Below are 16,865 nucleotides of genomic sequence, written 5' to 3' on the forward strand. Positions count from 1 at the left end.
AGAAAACTAGTAGGAAGGAGAGAAAAATGATTAAGAATAATAACAAAGGGTTCACATTGATTGAGCTCTTAGTTGTGGTGCTCATCATCGGTATTTTGGCCGCGATGGCAATGCCGGCGTACTTCAAAGCGGTAGAACGCAGCCGTGTTGCAGAGGCGGAGACGCTAATTGGATCGGTGGTTAATGCCCAACAGCGTTATAAAATGAAAACCGGTAGATACACCACTTCTTGGAGTGCCTTGGATGTGGCTCCTGCAAATGCAGATAGCACGGATACGTACCATACCAAAGGTACCGGTGGAAATGGTTTTGCCATTACCTTAGTTGGTACTGCAACTAATACGGATAATACGTCTGGTGTACGTGCCGTGCGTGAAGGGTCTGGCCAGTATAAGTATACCATCTATAGAAAGTATGATAGCCCTGGCCGTGCAATGTGTAAACCCGCTGCTGAAGGTGCTAGCACAGACGATGATGAGGCGTTGTGTGCGGACTTCGGCGGACAAGATACGTATACTGATTATACTGACGCTACTAAAAATCCGGAATATTATGCAGATGATATTGCGGGCGCATAGTGCAGTTGTATAGAAATCTCACCCCGCTCCCCGTCTTTTTGGGGGGCGGTTTTTTGTTACGGGCGGGCATCGTCCGTAATTGCTATAATAATAATATGACCGCTCCCGTATTGGCCGTCCGCGATTTGCGGGTGGAGTTTACCGTAGACAAGCGCACCGCTGCTGTGTTGCGCGGGCTTTCGTACTCTCTTGAAAAAGGCCGCGTACTGGCGGTGGTGGGGGAGTCGGGCAGCGGCAAAACGTTACACGCTTTATCCCTTTTACAACTCTTGCCGCCGACGGCGCACATCAGCGGTGGAGAAATCCTTTTTAACGGACAGAATTTGCTTTCCCTTTCTCCTTCCGCCCTCAGAGCGGTGCGCGGCAATAAAATTTCAATGATTTTTCAGGACCCTTCCGCCAGCTTAAACCCTGTGCTTTCTATCGGGGAACAGCTGACGGAAACGCTTCGCGCCCACCGTAAAATTTCCCGTCCGTCCGCGCGGCGGGAAGCAGTCAGCCTGCTTTCGCGCGTGGGAATTGCGGACGCGGAAAAACGGCTGGACGAATATCCCTTTCAATTTTCGGGCGGTATGTGCCAGCGCGTGATGATTGCAATGGCGCTTGCGCTTTCGCCGGAGGTGCTGATTGCGGACGAACCCACCACTGCGTTGGACGTTACCACTCAGGCGCAGATTTTGGGGCTTGTTAAAAAACTTCAGCGCGCGGCGGGAACAGCGGTTGTTTTTATTACGCACAATTTGGCGCTCGCCGCGCAAATCGCCGACGACGTGCTGGTCCTTTACGGCGGCCTGTGTATGGAAAAAGCCCCCGCTGCCGAGTTATTTGCACGCCCCTTGCACCCGTATACGCAGGGGTTGTTGGCGTCTTTGGCTTCGTTAAATGAAACGCGCGAAGAATTGCCCGCCATTGCCGGCAACCCTCCTGTAGCGGGAGAATGCGGCGCGGGCTGTCCGTTTGCGCCGCGCTGCCCAAAAGCGTTTGATAAATGCCGCGCAAGTTTGCCGCCGCTGTTTGAAAAGGACGGCCGTCAGGTGCGCTGTTGGCTGGAGGAAAAATGAGCGCGTGCGTGGAAATCAAACATCTTTATAAAACGTATTTCCGGCGCAAGTGGCTGTTCGGAAAGGGGGAGAAGTTTCCCGTCTTAAAGGACGTCAGTTTATCCGTGCCCGCTGGCGGCGTGCTGGGACTTGTCGGCGAGTCCGGCTGCGGAAAAACAACGCTTTGCAAAGTGCTTTTGGGCATTGAGAAGCCGACGTCCGGCGTTGTACTGGCGGACGGAAAAAACACGGCGGAACTTTCTAAAGCAGAGTGGAAAGACGTGCGGCGCGTAATGCAGGTGGTGTATCAGGATCCGTACGCCAGTTTGGACCCGCGTATGAGCATATGCCAAATTTTAAGCGAACCGCTTGATATCCACGGCCTAAAAAAAGACCGCGCCGAACGCAACGCGTTTTTAAAAAATTTATTATCGTCCGTCGGATTGTCCGAGACGTTTTTGGAACGCTATCCGCACGAGTTTTCCGGCGGCCAGCGCCAGCGCATTTGCATTGCGCGGGCGCTTGCACTGAACCCTAAAATTTTGGTGGCGGACGAACCGGTCTCGGCGCTGGACGTGTCCGTGCAGGCGCAGATTTTGAATTTGCTTAAAAAAATCCGGCGGGAGCGGAAAATTGCTATGCTGTTTGTAACGCACGATTTCGCCGTTGCCCGCTTTTTGTGCGATGAAATCGCCGTAATGTATAAAGGGCGCATTGTGGAACGCGCCGCGGCGGCGGAGCTGTTTGCAAACCCGCTTCATCCCTACACCCGCGCATTGTTGGCGGCGGTACCCCGTATCGGAGGAACTCCTTTTGACGCTTCGGAAACCGCTTCCGTCTGCGCGGAACGGGTGCATTGGGCGTGTCCGTTCGCGCCGCGTTGCGTGCAATCGTGCGCTGCTTGTGAAACGAAGCCTTTTGATCTTAGGGAAGTTTGTCCGCACCATTGGTGTGCGTGCGGAGTAGTCTCCGCTGGAAAACAGGAGGATTTATGATTAAATTAAATGAAAAAAGACTAATTGAGACGTTTGTAAAACTCGCGCAAACGGATAGTGAATCGTATGATGAAGGCGCGATGCAGGAATTGGTTGCGCGGGAACTGAAAGAAATCGGCTGCCGCGTTACGGTGGACAACGCCGGAAAAAAATATAAAACGACCGCCAAGGGCAACGTGATTGGATTCTTGGCCGGAACGGTTAAAAGCGCGCCGTTCGTGCTTTGCGCGCACTTAGATACGGTAACCCCGGGAAAGGGCGTAAAAGCCGTGGTAAAAAAAGACCGCATTACCTCCGACGGCACCACCGTCTTAGGTGCGGACGACAAGGCGGGCGTGGCGATTATTTTGGAAATTTTACGCACCTTAAAAGAGCAGAAACTTCCTCATCCGCCCGTGGAAGCTGTTTTTACGCTTTCCGAAGAAGTGGGAATGTTCGGTTCGAAAAATTTGGATTGCACAAAAATCAAAGGCCGGGAAGGCGTGATTTTAGACGGCGAAGAAATAGAGTCCGTTCTGGTGCAGGGGCCGGCCGTCAACACGATTGAAGTGTGGATTAAAGGGCTTGCCACGCACGCGGGCGTTTCTCCCGAAAAGGGCATTTCGGCCGTAGAAGTGGCCGCGTATGCGCTGACGCAGATGAAACTGGGCCGCATTGATAAAGACACCGTGGCCAACTTTGGCATTATCCAAGGCGGGCAGGCGACCAACGTCGTGATGCCGGAAGTGTATTTGAAAGGCGAAGCGCGCAGCTTGGTGAACGAAAAACTGGCCAAGCAAACCGCAAGTATGAAAGCCGCTTTCGAAAAAGCCGTCAAACGCTTTACGAAAAAAATCGACGGAAAAATCTGCAAACCCGAATTGAAATTCGTGGCCGAAGAACGCTACCCCGCAGTGCGTATTGCCAAAACGCATCCGGTGGTAAAGGGCGCAGTGGCCGCAGCTAAACAAATCGGCATTTCGTTAAAACCCATTGCGTGCGGCGGCGGGTGCGACGCCAATGTGTTGGCCGGTAAAGGTTTCACTCTGCCTAATTTGGGTACGGGCGTGCGCGGTTATCACACGACGAAAGAATACCTGCTGCTGAAGGAATTTTTCGCCGCGTTTCACATTACGCTTGGCACCTTGCTGGCTTATAAAAAGTAAAAGGAATTTATGCTCCGCTACATTACCCGCAGGCTTCTTCTCTTGCCGCTCGTGATTTTGGGCGTTACGTTTTTGCTCTTTTTTCTCACGCAGCGGTTAAGCCCCGAAATGCGCGCCTCGTTGTACGTCAAAGACCCGCGCCAAATGGGGTCGCTTGAAGAAGTCATCCGCCGGTACGGCTTGCGCGACAGTGTGTTTAAGCAATACGGCCGCTGGCTGGGTAATGTAGTGCGCGGCGATTTGGGCTACAGCCCAAGCGCCAATATGCCCGTCGCCCGCGCAATTAAAGAGTATCTGCCCGCCACTATTCAGCTGGCGTTTGTAACCATTCTGCTTGTCGTGTTTTTCGGCGTATGGTTCGGCAGCACGTCCGCCGTACATAAAGACGGTTGGCAGGATATTGCGGCGCGTATGGTCAGCGTGGGCGGGTTTTCGCTCCCTATTTTTGTGCTGGGGCTGCTTCTGTTAATGGTGTTTTACGGCAAACTCGGTTGGTTTTCCACCGGTGGGTATTCCTTTCATACGGATATGGTTATCCACGGCGGGTCGTTTAAAACGTATACCGGACTTTTGCTGCTGGACGCCATACTAAACGGCGACTGGCGCGTGTTCGGCGATGTGCTGTCCCACCTGGTGCTGCCGTCGGTAACCCTGTGTATCGGTTCGTTTGCGCTGATGGTGCGCGTAATGCGATCGAGTATGCTTGAGGAATTAAATAAAGATTACGTCCGCACCGCGCGCGCAAAAGGCTTGCAGGAAACGCTCGTCGTTTATAAACACGCGGGTAAAAACGCGGTTATCCCTGTCATTACGCTGGCCAGTATTCAGTTTATCCGTCTCTTGGGCGGAACGGTAATTGTGGAAACTATTTTTGATTACCCCGGAATCGGCCGCTTCGGCGTGCTGGCCGCACAGCAGCTCGACATTGCGGGCATTTTGGGGTTTTCGCTGATGGTGGCGGTGCTGTTTGTCATCGGCAATTTGCTGTCGGATATTTTATATACGGCGGTGGATCCGCGCATACGGCTGGACTAAATTATGCTGAAAAACCGTATTTTTAAACGTATTTTTACGAATAAAACTTCGCTCGTCGGGTTTTCTCTCGTGCTGTTTTTTGCGTTAGTTGCGCTGTTTGCGCCGCTGTTGGCTCCCGTTTACAATCAAAATAATCCGTATCAGATGCCGCAGAAAAGTTATCAAATCGCTCCACAGCCGCCGTCTGCTCAGAACTGGCTTGGCACCACCGAACAGCAGTACGACTTGTATTATGGTGTGGTATGGGGCACGCGTCTTGCATTTAAAGTGGGCGTAACGGTTACGTTTTTCGCATTTTTAATTGGTTTGTTCGTAGGAGGGACGGCGGCGTATTTCGGCGGAAAAACGGATGAAACGCTGATGCGTCTGACGGATATTGTCTTTGCCGTACCGTCTTTGGTGCTGGCAATGGTAATTGCCGCTATGCTGGGGCCGGATATTAAAAATATGATGATTGCCCTTACCGCTGTGGCGTGGCCGTCTTACGCGCGTTTGATTCGCGGAGACATTTTGTCCGTCAAACAGCGCGGATACGTAACCGCCGCACGGACGCTTGGCGCACGCGGGCCGCGTATTTTACTCAGGCATATTCTGCCTAATTCTATTTATCCGTCCGTCGTGGTAGCCAGTTTGGATATCGGCTACGTGGTGCTGACGGCGGCTTCTCTGTCATTTTTGGGCTTAGGCGCGCAGGCCGGTACCGCGGATTGGGGGCAACTGATTGCGATGGCGCGCAACTGGGTACTCGGGACGGCACAAAATCCGTTTGCATATTGGTATACTGTTGTGGCACCGGGCGGAGCAATTTTTTTATTTGTTCTCGGTTGGAACCTGCTGGGGGACGCTTTCCGCGATATTTTGGACCCCAGACAGGCTTGATAATATACTAAAATAAAGGAAAGATTTACTAATTAAATAAGAGGTGCTTATGATTCGCCGTAAAGATTTGTATACCGCATTATCCGACAGTGCGTTCCGCTTTCCGGACAAAACCGCACTGGTGGAAGCGGGAACGGGAAAGGAAGTCTCTTATCACGAACTTTTAATGCAGGTGGACCGCGCCGCCGATATGTTTTTTGAACACGGCATCCGCAAAGGGGACCGCGTAGCTATTGTCCATCGCAACGCAATTGATACAGTGGTGGCAAATTTCGGTCTTTATAAATTGGGTGCGGTCAGTATTCCCGTTAATTTTATGGTTACCAAGCAGGAAGAAATCCAATATATTTTAAATAATTCGGGCGCTAAAGCCGTGGTTACGCAGGGCGAGTTTATCCGCCATTATGTAAAGGTGCTGCCGAGTACGCCTGAAGTAAAATATATTTTTACGACGGACGAGATTCCTTCCTCTGCGGCGGATACTCCGTGCGTGCAAAAGTTCTGGGAGGAAATTGAAAAATCCGTCCCGCACGATGAAACCGCCTCCGCGCAGGCGGAGCTGGACGATTTGGCTTTTATCCTTTATACCTCCGGTACGACGGGCCTTCCAAAAGGGGCGATGCTGACGCACGGGAATTTGGCGTCTAATGTTATTTCCTGCGCGCAGATTTTTAAGGTGACGGACGAGGACTGCTTTTTGTGTTTACTGCCGATGTTTCATTCGTTTGCGTGGACGGCGTGCGTGGTCATTCCGCTGTATCTGAATTTGAAAGTGGTGATTGTAGCCAACGTAATGCCTGCCAGTAAATGGCTGGGGGCAATGGGCTCGGAAAAAGTGACCATTATTTTAGCCGTACCTCAAATTTACGCCGTACTTTCCAAAGAAGCCAAAGGCTTAAAACGGTTGTATTTGCGTTTTTGGCCGTTTAAAAACGTACGCTTTGCCGTATCCGGCGCGGCGCCGTTGACGCAGGAAATTAAAGACCGGTTTGAAGAAAAAATCGGTATTCCGATACTGGAAGGCTACGGGTTGACTGAAACAAGCCCCGTCGTAAGCGTAAATACGGAAGAGCTCCAAAAAATTAAATCCGTGGGACCGGCGATTCCGGCAGTCAGTACGCTGGTCCTAGACGATAACGGTAACGAAGTCCCCCGCAATACAGAGGGCGAATTATGCGTTAAAGGCCCCAACGTATTTAAGGGATATTGGGGAAATGAAACTGCCACGCACGACGCGTTTACTGAAGGCGGATGGTTTAAAACGGGCGACATCGTGGAGATTGATGACGACGGATTTATTTTTATCAAAGACCGTAAAAAAGATATGATCATCATCAAGGGCTTGAAAGTTTTCTCCGCGCAGGTGGAAGCCGTCATTTGTGAACACCCCGCCATTGAAGAATGTGCCGTTATCGGCGTGCCGGACGGCCGCGGCGGCGAATTTGTAAAACTTTATGCCGTCAAAAAAGAAGGTGCGGAAATAGATCCTGCCGAATTTCGGAAATTTTTAAAAACACATCTGGATAACTACAAACGTCCGCGCGATTTTGAGTTTGTGGACGCTCTTCCCAAAAACGCCTTGCGCAAAGTGCTCAAACGCGAACTGCGTAAAGATGCCGTGGCCAAATTAGCCGCGCGCGGCGGTGCGGCACCGGAGGAAACCCTTGGCTGATTTGGCGTGTGTTTTGGCTGATGTTGTGCCGTCCGCCCACTACGTGGGGGGGATCGTGCGCGGCAGTTTGATGCGTAAGGATTCGTCGGACATCGATCTTGCCCTCCCGCCGCAGGACGTAAAGCCCGCCGCCCTGGCGCTTGCCAAAAAGCTAAACGCCGCCGCGTTTGAAATGGATGCGGAGTTCGGCGTGTGGCGGCTTGTTACGCATAAGGATAAAGTCCAAATTGATTTAACTTCTTATCAAGGCAAAGATTTGAAGGCGGACCTTTTGCGGCGTGATTTTGCATTTAATTCGCTGGCATATCCCGTTTCGGCGCGGCCGGAAATCCAAATCAAAAAACAGAAAGGCGGGTGTGCCAAAATCCGGCTTACCAAACTTAAAAAAGATTTAATTGTTGATTTGTCCGGCGGGTTGCAAGATGTGTCCAATAAAATTATCCGCATGAACAACCCGCGCGTGTTTAAGGACGATCCGCTGCGTATGCTGCGTGCGTTTCGGTCGGCGGCGGAACTCGGTTTTAAAATAGACGAGAGAACGCTGAAACAAATTAAGAAGGACTCCTCGCTGATTTCCCAACCTGCGGGTGAACGCGTGCAAGAAGAATTATTACGGCTATTTTCTACGTCTAAGGCATACGAAAATTTAGTGTTGATGGATAAGTACGGCCTGCTGACTGCGCTTTTTCCGGAATTGGAAGCCCAGCGTACCTGCGCCGAAGTGTATTACGGCAAAGGAGGCGTGTTAAAACATACGCTGGACGTCTTCCGCCGTATGGAATATCTTTTAGACAATTTGCCCAAGGCGTTTAGCAAATACGCCAAAAAACTGGAGATTGTGGCCGCCAACAAGCCGCTTTTTAAAATGGCCGCCCTGTTGCACGACGTAGCCAAGCCCGCCACCGCCAAAGTAAAAGGCGACCGGCTACGGTTTTTTTATCACGAGGAAAAAGGCGCCAAAATGGCGAAAGTCATTTTGGAGCGCCTGCACTATTCCCGCGCCGATATGCGTTTGATTTGTGCAATGATCGGCGAACATTTACGCCCCAGCAATTTGGCCAGCAACGATGTGATTACCGACCGCGGTGCATTCCATTTTTTCCGCGATTTGGGCGAAGCCGCCGTGCCGATGCTTCTTTTGTGCTGGGCCGATTACGCCAGTTACGTAACCGACGCACAGTTAAAACGCATTATGCCCAAAAGCGCAGAGCCGATGATGACAATTTCCCAAGCGCAAAAAACGGCCAATATCGGCAAGACGCTGCGTCATATCCAAGTGCTGAATCTGCTTTTTAAGAAATTTTTTGACCAACCGAAAAAAGTCCGTCCCGCGCGGATAATTACGGGGCGGGACGTAATGGACGTTTTATCCCTGCCGCCAAGCCCCAAAATCGGCGAGATTTTAGATGCGGTGGCCGACGCGCAGGTAGACGGAATGGTGACGGACCGCGAAAGCGCGCTTGCGTTTTTAAAAACGCTGGACGTGCGCGGCCAGCACATTGCTCCCGTTAAAAAAACGGTTCGGAAATAGCGGCGCATAAAATAGTTGTGCCGGACGGGAAACTTTGCTAAAATAAAAGTGCAGCAGATGTTTATTGCGGGCGTGGTTCAATGGTAGAATGGAAGCTTCCCAAGCTTTAGACGAGGGTTCGATTCCCTTCGCCCGCTTTCTTTCAGGGAAAACTATGGAAAACGAAAATCTGGATTTAGACGTAAAACCCACCGGAAACAAAGACCTTTGGCTTTTCCTCATTATCGTGGACATTATTTTTATGTGCGTGTTCGGGTTTTTCCTGTACAAGCATTTTTCCGTCAGTCTGTTTAACGAGGCGCAGGTGCGCGCGGAACAACCGGCCGACATTTCCAATGTGTCCGGTGAAGAACAGCTGCCCGTTGTGGACGTGGAAACCGTAGCTCCGATTGAAACCACTTCCGTGGCCGCCGTTCCCGCGGAACCTAAATCCGAAAAAGTGCAGCCTGCCGCGCCGAAAGAAAAGCCCGCAGCCGCGCCTGTGGAAGTGCCGATGACGGCGCTTATTCCCGCGGAGCCCGCAAAGGCGGACGAGCCGAAAGCTGCGACCGAAGAAAAACCCGCCGCTGAAACCAAAAAGAGCATTATTGTGGCCGTAAATCCCAAAAGCTCCAAATACCGCCGCGTGACGTTCCGCTGGTTTGGCGAAGGCGATAAAGTTTCTATTGTCAGCGGGTTTACCATGTCCAAACCGCAGGCGCTTAAGAAGAAAAACGGTTATTGGGAAACAACGCTTTCCATCGCCCCCGGGACATATAAGTTTTTATACATTGTCGACGGCGTGAATACACGGGATCCGTACGCTGAAGAAAAAGACGGCCGCTCGGTGTTGATTGTGGAATAACTGTTTTATAGCTTTGAGTAAAAAGCCCCCGCAAGTAAATTGCGGGGGTTTTTTGTGTATTGAGGTTTTCTATCAGGCGGTGTTTTTTTTGATATTGACAAACTCCCGTATTACGAACCTGCGGGCTACACTCGCTGTAGACTGCCCCCATGGGCCACACCCTGCGTGCAGCTGTGGAGATGATATTTAATTGGCTTTTTATGTAAAAAGTCATCTCGAAAAGTTTAGCGGCCCGCAGGGTTTCGGGATATCCTGTTTTTTTGTCGTCGTCCAGGTATTCGAAGCATAACTAAAATAGTGTGGCTCCAGTAGTCAAAAGAGAGCAGACAATCGTGGGCCCAGCCTCTGGGGTCTTGCAGACAGGCGGATACCCCCTATGTTGTTCCCTTCTAACTAAAAGCTACCGTCTATTACGAAACTCCGGCCAGGCCGGAATGCCTGCCCCTGCAAGTGGGTTGACCTGTTTTTTTTTTTTGATACGATAGGGTTATCCGCAGAGGTTTCTGCGAGGGTTCTCCCAATTAGGGGTTGTCGCCTAAAAATCGGCAGATCCTGACCAGAAGCCTCTCGGGATGACTTTTTTAATAGGGAAAATTAAAATGAAAGGTTTTACGTTAATAGAGCTGTTAGTGGTTGTTTTAATTATCGGTATTTTATCGGCGGTGGCGTTGCCGCAATACCAAAAAGCGGTGATGAAAGCCCGCTTAAGTAATGATCTTCAGCTGCTTGTCAGCGTGCTTAATGCACAGGAGATTGTTAAAATGGCCACTGGAACATATGCACTTCGGTTTGATGAACTGGATATTACCTTGCCGTGTGCGTCCGTAGCTTCTTACCCTGATGGAGACTACTGTATATGGCGGGGGGGAGATCTGAAAATTTTTAACCGTCTGGGGGCTTATATTAGAAGAGATGGGCAATATATATTGGAATGGCAATCGTTTCGTCCCGAGCAAGGAGTGATATGTTACCCCTATAAAGCGAATCAGGCGGCGGAAAGCGTATGCCGTTCATTGGGAAAATCAGGGAATTATCAATATCCGGATTCCCATTATGGCGAAGGATATACAATGTGGGTCCGTTGATCAGCGCGGATACGGTTTAAGGTGTGAGTCGGCGGATTGTTATCGCGCCGTGCCTTGTCGGGGAATAAAGAAATTATCCATAGTTATGCCTTCATGCGCGAGCAGGCGGATTTTTAAGTGTATTCCGCCCGCGTAGCCCGTCAAATTCCCGTTCGCACCGACCACGCGGTGGCAGGGAATAATAACCGAAATCGGGTTATGCCCCACTGCTTGCCCGACGGCTTGTGCGGACATTTTGGCAAGCCCTTTTTCTCGGGCAATTTGTTTGGCAATCTCCCCGTACGTAATTACTTGACCGTAAGGAATTTCCCGCAGAATTTTCCATACGGCTTGCCGGAACGCTCCTCCCGCAGGGGCAAGCGGAAGTTCCGCAATCGCCGGCCGCGCACCGCGGAAATAACGCTCCAACCAGTTTTTGGTTTGCTTGAAAATTGCCAAATCGCTTTTTTCTTCTATACGTCTGCCAAGGGTGCTTTCAGCATGCTTTTGACCGTCAATCCACAGACCGGTCAGATTCTGTCCGTCGCTGGCGAGCGTCATTTTTCCGAGCGGGGAGTGATAAGTTGTTTTATAGTGCATATTCTGCCGGAGAAATTTAATTTTTTGCAAGGGCCGTTCCAGCAAGAACGGCCCTTGTGAGGTTACGACTAATCGCCCCAGGTTTCGGCGCCCGGGACGGCAGGATCTAGCAATTAAAACTGCGTTTAATGATGCTTCGCACAATCCCTTCCACGTGGAAAGACGTTTTGTCCGCCACAATGGGGGTATAGGCGGGGTTTTCGGATTGCAAAATGACGTTTTCGCCGTCCTGCGTAAACCGTTTAACCATTACTTCGCCGTTGTTGACGCATACTACCACGTCTTTATTTTTCGGCTGGCGGCTTTGTTCCACAATCAGCCAGTCATGCGGCGCGATTAAGCGTTCCATAGAATCGCCCTTGGCTTCCACCATAAACCCTTTGCACGCGGGAAAATACACCATACTCGGGTCCACCGGTACGATGCGTGTAGGTTCTCCGTCTAAAATCGTTCCTTCCGGCCCGCATTTGGCCATACCGTACATTTTAAGATAAATGACGTTGCGCTCCGGATCTTTCAAAATAATATAATCGCGCGGATTGGCGGGGTTGCGTTTTAGGTAGCCTTTCTTTTCCAACTGTTTGATGTGGTGGAACACCACGCTTTTGCCGCTTACGTTTAAGCGGTCGGCCAGTTCTTCCATTGTCAGCGGGTCCGAGATGTTCGTTTTTAAAATTTCCAACAATTCTTCTTGTTTGGGGTGAAGGGCTTTCATACCGCGCTCCTTTAAACTTTTTATATAGTTCTATATTTTGTTCTATAATTTTTTGAGAAAAATGTAAAGGGGTTGACCCGTTTTTTTTTTTTGATACTATGGGCTAAGTGGGTCAGTTCGTGGGTAAACGAGTATGAATAACCTTTTAGGATTACTCGTTTAGGAGAATTTGATGAAAAAAGGTTTTACGTTAATAGAGCTGTTAGTTGTGGTGTTAATCATCGGTATATTGGCTTCCGTTGCGCTGCCGCAGTATCAGGTGGCGGTGGAAAAAGCACGGGTGGCGCGGATGCTGCCTCTTTTTAAAAATATTCAACTCGCGCGGGAGGCTTATCAACTGGCTAACGGAACGCTTCCTGCGGATTTGGATTTATTGGACATAGAAGTGAATTATAAGTCAAAAACTGAATCTGCAAGCAGTATAAAATATACGGTGGATGGAGGAATAATTCAATTCTATCCTTCTTCTATTACCCTCGTTTTTTCCTCTTCAAGGGGATATATTATCGATTATTATGGTCCCTTGTCCACCTCGAGATCCAGCGGTCTTTGTTATCCTAAAACGTCCGGCGGGGTGGCGGAACGCGTTTGCCAGTCTATGGGGGAAAAAAGGGACATACCAAGCTCTCTCAATACTAACGTCTATGTTTTTTAATTAACTGTCCCGCATATGGGTATAGAATAAATATTTCCCTACGTAGCAGGGGATGGTCTTTACATTAAAAACAGCCCCCAAATATTTTCGAGGGCTGTTTCACTACAACTTTTTAATAAACCTTCCAAACGCTTCTTTGCCTTCGGGCGTGCGTTTGTAAACGCCCGCGTATTCCAATACTTTGGCGAATACTTTGCCCACCTCCGCACGCAAGATTCCGTCGGCGTTATCCTTGGTAAACGTATGCTTGTTAAGCAGTTCCTCAGCCCAGTCGGCGTGTTTTTTAAGCGTTTCGCTCTTACGTATGGCCGCCATATCTTTTTTAATAAGCAGCGGTGCGAGGTCCGCCAGTTCCTTGGCAAGCCGCGCGGGTAAAACGGCAAGTCCCATCACTTCAATAAGCCCGATGTTTTCCTTTTTAATATGGTGCACTTCTGCGTGCGGGTGGAAAATGCCGAGCGGAAATTCTTCCGTCGTGCGGTTGTTGCGGAGCACCAAGTCTAGCTCGAACGCTTTGCCGCGCCGCCGGGCAATCGGCGTTACCGTGTTGTGCGGTGTATCGTTTGTTTTGGCTAAAATATCCGCTTTCGGGTCGCTGTAAGCGCGCCATTTTTTAAGGATATAATCTGCGGCTTCTATCAAATCTTTTTTGCTGCCGTTTAAGCGGATGACGCTCATCGGCCATTTGACAAGGCCGGCTTTCACGCGCGGGAATTTCGCCATTTTGAATGCGGTTTCCACAGGGGCTTTTTCCATAGCGAACACATAGCGGCCGCCTTGGAAATGGTCGTGCGTTAAAATGGAACCGCCCACGATGGGCAGATCGGCGTTGGAGCCGATAAAATAATGCGGCAGAAAATCCACAAAGTTGAGTAGCCGCGCAAAACTCTTTTTGGTAAGTTTCATCGGCTCGTGCTTGCCGGAAAGGAAAATGCAGTGCTCGTTGTAATACACATAGGGGGAATACTGCAAATACCACGGTTCGCCGTCTTTTAACAAATCAAGCGGCACGAGGCGCAGGTTTTGGCGCGCGGGGTGGTTAATGCGTCCGGCGTAGCCTTCGTTTTCTTTGCATAAAAGGCACGACGGGTAAGATGATGCTTTGACGCTGAGCGCGGCGGCGATATCTTTCGGGTCTTTTTCCGGTTTGGACATATTGATCGTGATGTCCAGATTGCCGTACGGGGTGCGGGCTTTCCAAGCCAAGTTTTTGGCGACGCGTTCCGTGCGGATGTAGTCGAGGGCGCGCGCGTCGTGATAAAATTTGTCTGTGGCCGTTTTTGGGGATTGTTTATGGAGGCGGAAAAATTCGCCTGTTACTTCGGACGGGCGCGGTGCAAATACGCCCATAAGTTTGGTATCAAATAAATCCCGCTGGGTGACGGTGTCGGGCGAAATAAGACCTTGTTTGGCGGCCCAGTCGCAGATGTTTTTTAAAATTTCGCACGGATACGCGGGCGTTTTGCCTTTAAATCCACTGGGGGTATAGTCGGACAAGTGCAAAATTTCCAGCAGGCGGTTGACGGCCCAAGCACGGTCGCGCGCGGGCAGGAGTTTTTCGTTTACGGCGTAAGAAACCAACTGGTCAATCAGTAGATTAATATCCATATTTTCTCCTAAAATTTGCGGTGTTGTTCCCAATTCCACGCCGTTTCAATAATACGCGTGAGGTTGTATTCCGGCTTCCAACCCAATACGTTTTGCGCTTTAGTGCTGTCCGCCACCAGTACGGCAGGGTCTCCCGCGCGGCGCGGGGCGGTTTCCACTTTAAAATCAATTCCCGTAATTTTTTTGGCTTCGTTAACGAGTTCGGCCACGGAAAAGCCGTTTCCGCTGCCCAGGTTAAAGCGTTCGCTTACGTTATCTTTAAACATTTTTTCTAAAGCCAAGATATGCGCGCGCGCCAAATCGTTGACGTGCACGTAATCGCGCACGCAGGTACCGTCGGGGGTAGGGTAGTCGTCGCCGAACATTTTTATGGACGGGCGTTTTCCGGCGGCCGCTTGCAGAACGATAGGAATTAAGTGCGTTTCCGGCGTGTGCGATTCGCCAATATCGCCCGAATCGTCCGCGCCGCTGGCGTTAAAATATCTAAGGGCGGTGGATTTTAAGCCATAGGCCGTATCAAAATCTTCCAGCATTTTTTCCACCATCAGCTTGGTGTTTCCGTACGGATTAATGGGCAGCTGGGGGTGGGTTTCGTCAATTTTTTCTTTGACGGGTTCGCCGAATGTGGCGGCCGTGGAGGAAAACACAAAGTATTTGACGTTGTTTTCCACCATTGCGTCTAACAGGTTGAGCACTTTGGCGACGTTGTTATGGTAGTATTTGGACGGCTCTTTGACGCTTTCTCCCACCTCAATAAACGCGGCAAAGTGCATTACGGCTTCAATGTGATGTTTTTTGAAAACTTCGGCAAGGCGCGCTTTGTCGCCCAAATCGCCCAGTTCAAAGGGATAGTTTTTTACGGCTTCGCGGTGGCCTTTGGAAAGGTTGTCAAACACGACGGGATTGTAGCCCTTTTCGGCCAGCATTTTGACGGTGTGGGAGCCGATGTAGCCGGCTCCGCCTATTACTAAAATATTCTTCATTTTGTAAAACTCCTGTTCTTATCTTCTATAAAATCCGATAAACAATTTTCCATATTTGGGGATTTTTTCACCGACTTTGGCCTTACGTAACTGCCATTACGCCGCGGCCAAACTTGCGGTGGAAAAATCCCTCAAATCTGAAAAATCATATTACGTCCTATTGTGGTATTCTGTGTTCCAAATTTGAAAGAAATATTAGTTTACTTCGTATATTATTTACAGTAAATCATATTACGTCCTATTGTGGCATTCTGTGTTCCAAATTTGAAAGAAATATTAGTTTACTTCGTAAAAATTCGGGCAACTTAACCGTGAATTAATACCGCTTTTCCATTTGGCGCGCAGGGCCGCCCGCAGACGCAATATAAAAATCCGCCTTGAGTCCCGTTTTCTGTGGATAAATGCGGTTCACTGCGTCCATTAACGGTTTGACGGCTTCATCCTTTACTAAGGCCACCGCACAGCCGCCGAATCCGCCGCCCGTAATGCGCGCACCCAATACGCCCTCTACGTTCCAAGCTGTTTCGGCAATAAGATCCAGTTCCGGTGCGCTCGTTTCGTAATCGTCGCGCAGGGAAACATGGGACTGGTTCATCAGTTTGCCAAACGTCGCCAAATCGCCTTTTTTAAGCGCGGCGGCTGCTTGCAGCGTGCGTTGGTTTTCATACACGGCGTGTTTGGCGCGGCGTTGTTCCACTTTGCTTGTAATCAGGTGTTTATTTTGTTCAAATTGTTCGATCGTAAGTTCACCCAAAGCTTTAATGGGGAGTTTTTGTTGCAGTTCTTTTAAGGCGTGTTCACATTCTTTGCGCCGTGTGTTATATTCGGATGTAACAAGCGCGTGTTTTTTGTTGCTGTTGATGATGACGATAGACACTCCGCGCAGGTTCAGCGGTACGTACTCATAATCCAACGTGTTGCAGTCGAGCAGGATGGCGTGGTCCTCTTTACCCATACCGCTGGCGAACTGGTCCATAATCCCGCAGTTCATGCCGACGAATTTATTTTCGTCTTCCTGCGCCATTTTGACGAGTTCCACCTGCGGAATATGCAAGTTAAACGCTTTGTTCATCGCCACTGCCGTAGCAAGCTCAATAGAGGCCGAGGACGAAAGCCCCGCACCGTTGGGAATATCGCCCCAAAATAACAGTTCAAAGCCGTGATCCAGCTTGTAGCCGTGGTTTTGGATAGTTTTAATCATACCGAGGGGATAGTTCGCCCAGTCCTGTTCTTTTTTGTATTCAATATGGTTTAAATCGGCTTCGATAATGCCTTTTTCCGGCAGGTTTAAGGAGTGCAGGCGGATTTTGTCGTCGTCGCGTTTACAGAACACGCAATGTGTGCCGAAAGAAAGCGCGCACGGGAAAACGTGTCCGCCGTTATAGTCTGTATGTTCGCCGATAAGATTTACGCGGCCCGGAGCAAAAAAATATAGTTTTTCTTTTTGAAAGACTTCATTAAATTTACTGCGTAAGGCTTGTTGGTTCATAAAGGATCTCCTTCCGGTTTTATCCGGTGCAA

16 protein-coding genes and 1 tRNA gene are annotated in these 16,865 nt (G+C 49.9%); 12 read left to right on the forward strand and 5 right to left on the reverse strand.

Annotated features, from left to right (window positions below; translation table 11 throughout):
- Positions 1 to 26 precede the first annotated feature (26 nt).
- The 11 genes from ACI351_RS03335 to ACI351_RS03385 all read left to right on the forward strand — a co-directional run bounded on the left by ACI351_RS03335 (position 27) and on the right by ACI351_RS03385 (position 10,804).
- Positions 27 to 578: a type IV pilin protein gene (locus tag ACI351_RS03335; RefSeq protein WP_439733842.1), complete on the forward strand. Its 552-nt coding sequence runs from the start codon at positions 27 to 29 to the stop codon at positions 576 to 578.
- 95 nt (positions 579 to 673) lie between these two features.
- Positions 674 to 1,639, forward strand: a complete 966-nt coding sequence (locus ACI351_RS03340) for an ABC transporter ATP-binding protein (protein WP_439733843.1) — start codon at positions 674 to 676, stop codon at positions 1,637 to 1,639.
- Positions 1,636 to 2,613 (forward strand): oligopeptide/dipeptide ABC transporter ATP-binding protein, encoded by a 978-nt coding sequence (locus tag ACI351_RS03345; protein WP_439733844.1) that lies wholly within the window; start codon positions 1,636 to 1,638, stop codon positions 2,611 to 2,613. Before ACI351_RS03340 ends, ACI351_RS03345 begins: the two co-directional genes overlap by 4 nt.
- Positions 2,610 to 3,758 (forward strand): M20/M25/M40 family metallo-hydrolase, encoded by a 1,149-nt coding sequence (locus tag ACI351_RS03350; protein ID WP_439733845.1) that lies wholly within the window; start codon positions 2,610 to 2,612, stop codon positions 3,756 to 3,758. The genes ACI351_RS03345 and ACI351_RS03350 overlap by 4 nt, the downstream gene beginning before the upstream one ends.
- A gap of 9 nt (positions 3,759 to 3,767) precedes the next feature.
- A complete protein-coding gene (locus ACI351_RS03355; RefSeq protein ID WP_439733846.1) occupies positions 3,768 to 4,793 on the forward strand; it encodes an ABC transporter permease in 1,026 nt (341 codons plus the stop codon).
- Positions 4,794 to 4,796: 3 nt separating this feature from the next.
- Positions 4,797 to 5,672 (forward strand): ABC transporter permease, encoded by an 876-nt coding sequence (locus ACI351_RS03360; RefSeq protein ID WP_439733847.1) that lies wholly within the window; start codon positions 4,797 to 4,799, stop codon positions 5,670 to 5,672.
- Positions 5,673 to 5,721: 49 nt separating this feature from the next.
- The gene (locus ACI351_RS03365) at positions 5,722 to 7,344 is read left to right on the forward strand and encodes a class I adenylate-forming enzyme family protein (RefSeq protein ID WP_439733848.1); all 1,623 of its coding nucleotides are present in this window, start codon (positions 5,722 to 5,724) and stop codon (positions 7,342 to 7,344) included.
- Positions 7,337 to 8,875 carry an HDIG domain-containing metalloprotein gene (locus ACI351_RS03370; protein ID WP_439733849.1) on the forward strand — a complete coding sequence of 513 codons (1,539 nt, stop codon included), beginning with the start codon at positions 7,337 to 7,339 and terminating at the stop codon, positions 8,873 to 8,875. Before ACI351_RS03365 ends, ACI351_RS03370 begins: the two co-directional genes overlap by 8 nt.
- Before the next feature lie 66 nt (positions 8,876 to 8,941).
- A tRNA-Gly gene (locus tag ACI351_RS03375) sits at positions 8,942 to 9,012 on the forward strand.
- 17 nt (positions 9,013 to 9,029) lie between these two features.
- Positions 9,030 to 9,719 carry a hypothetical protein gene (locus tag ACI351_RS03380; RefSeq protein WP_439733850.1) on the forward strand — a complete coding sequence of 230 codons (690 nt, stop codon included), beginning with the start codon at positions 9,030 to 9,032 and terminating at the stop codon, positions 9,717 to 9,719.
- Positions 9,720 to 10,318: 599 nt separating this feature from the next.
- The gene (locus ACI351_RS03385) at positions 10,319 to 10,804 is read left to right on the forward strand and encodes a type IV pilin protein (RefSeq protein WP_439733851.1); all 486 of its coding nucleotides are present in this window, start codon (positions 10,319 to 10,321) and stop codon (positions 10,802 to 10,804) included.
- Positions 10,805 to 10,843: 39 nt separating this feature from the next.
- On the opposite strand, the gene ACI351_RS03390 is transcribed toward ACI351_RS03385, so the two are convergent.
- The gene (locus ACI351_RS03390; RefSeq protein ID WP_439733852.1) at positions 10,844 to 11,383 is read right to left on the reverse strand and encodes a methylated-DNA--[protein]-cysteine S-methyltransferase; all 540 of its coding nucleotides are present in this window, start codon (positions 11,381 to 11,383) and stop codon (positions 10,844 to 10,846) included.
- A 106-nt stretch (positions 11,384 to 11,489) separates the two neighbouring features.
- A complete protein-coding gene (locus ACI351_RS03395; protein WP_439733853.1) occupies positions 11,490 to 12,098 on the reverse strand; it encodes a LexA family protein in 609 nt (202 codons plus the stop codon).
- 172 nt (positions 12,099 to 12,270) lie between these two features.
- Between ACI351_RS03395 and ACI351_RS03400 the strand changes: the two genes are divergently transcribed.
- The gene (locus tag ACI351_RS03400) at positions 12,271 to 12,753 is read left to right on the forward strand and encodes a type IV pilin protein (RefSeq protein WP_439733854.1); all 483 of its coding nucleotides are present in this window, start codon (positions 12,271 to 12,273) and stop codon (positions 12,751 to 12,753) included.
- Positions 12,754 to 12,855: 102 nt separating this feature from the next.
- On the opposite strand, the gene galT is transcribed toward ACI351_RS03400, so the two are convergent.
- From galT to ACI351_RS03415, 3 genes are all read right to left on the reverse strand, one after another.
- The gene (gene galT / locus ACI351_RS03405) at positions 12,856 to 14,361 is read right to left on the reverse strand and encodes a UDP-glucose--hexose-1-phosphate uridylyltransferase (RefSeq protein WP_439733855.1); all 1,506 of its coding nucleotides are present in this window, start codon (positions 14,359 to 14,361) and stop codon (positions 12,856 to 12,858) included.
- An 8-nt stretch (positions 14,362 to 14,369) separates the two neighbouring features.
- Entirely contained in the window at positions 14,370 to 15,344 is a 975-nt protein-coding gene (gene galE, locus ACI351_RS03410; protein WP_439733856.1) for a UDP-glucose 4-epimerase GalE, read from the reverse strand.
- 316 nt (positions 15,345 to 15,660) lie between these two features.
- On the reverse strand, positions 15,661 to 16,833 hold the full coding sequence (locus ACI351_RS03415; protein WP_439733857.1) for a galactokinase: 1,173 nt from the start codon (positions 16,831 to 16,833) through the stop codon (positions 15,661 to 15,663).
- Between the last annotated feature and the right edge of the window lie 32 nt (positions 16,834 to 16,865).

Source organism: Candidatus Avelusimicrobium sp., from assembly GCF_051874775.1.
In the GTDB taxonomy this organism is placed as follows: domain Bacteria; phylum Elusimicrobiota; class Elusimicrobia; order Elusimicrobiales; family Elusimicrobiaceae; genus Avelusimicrobium.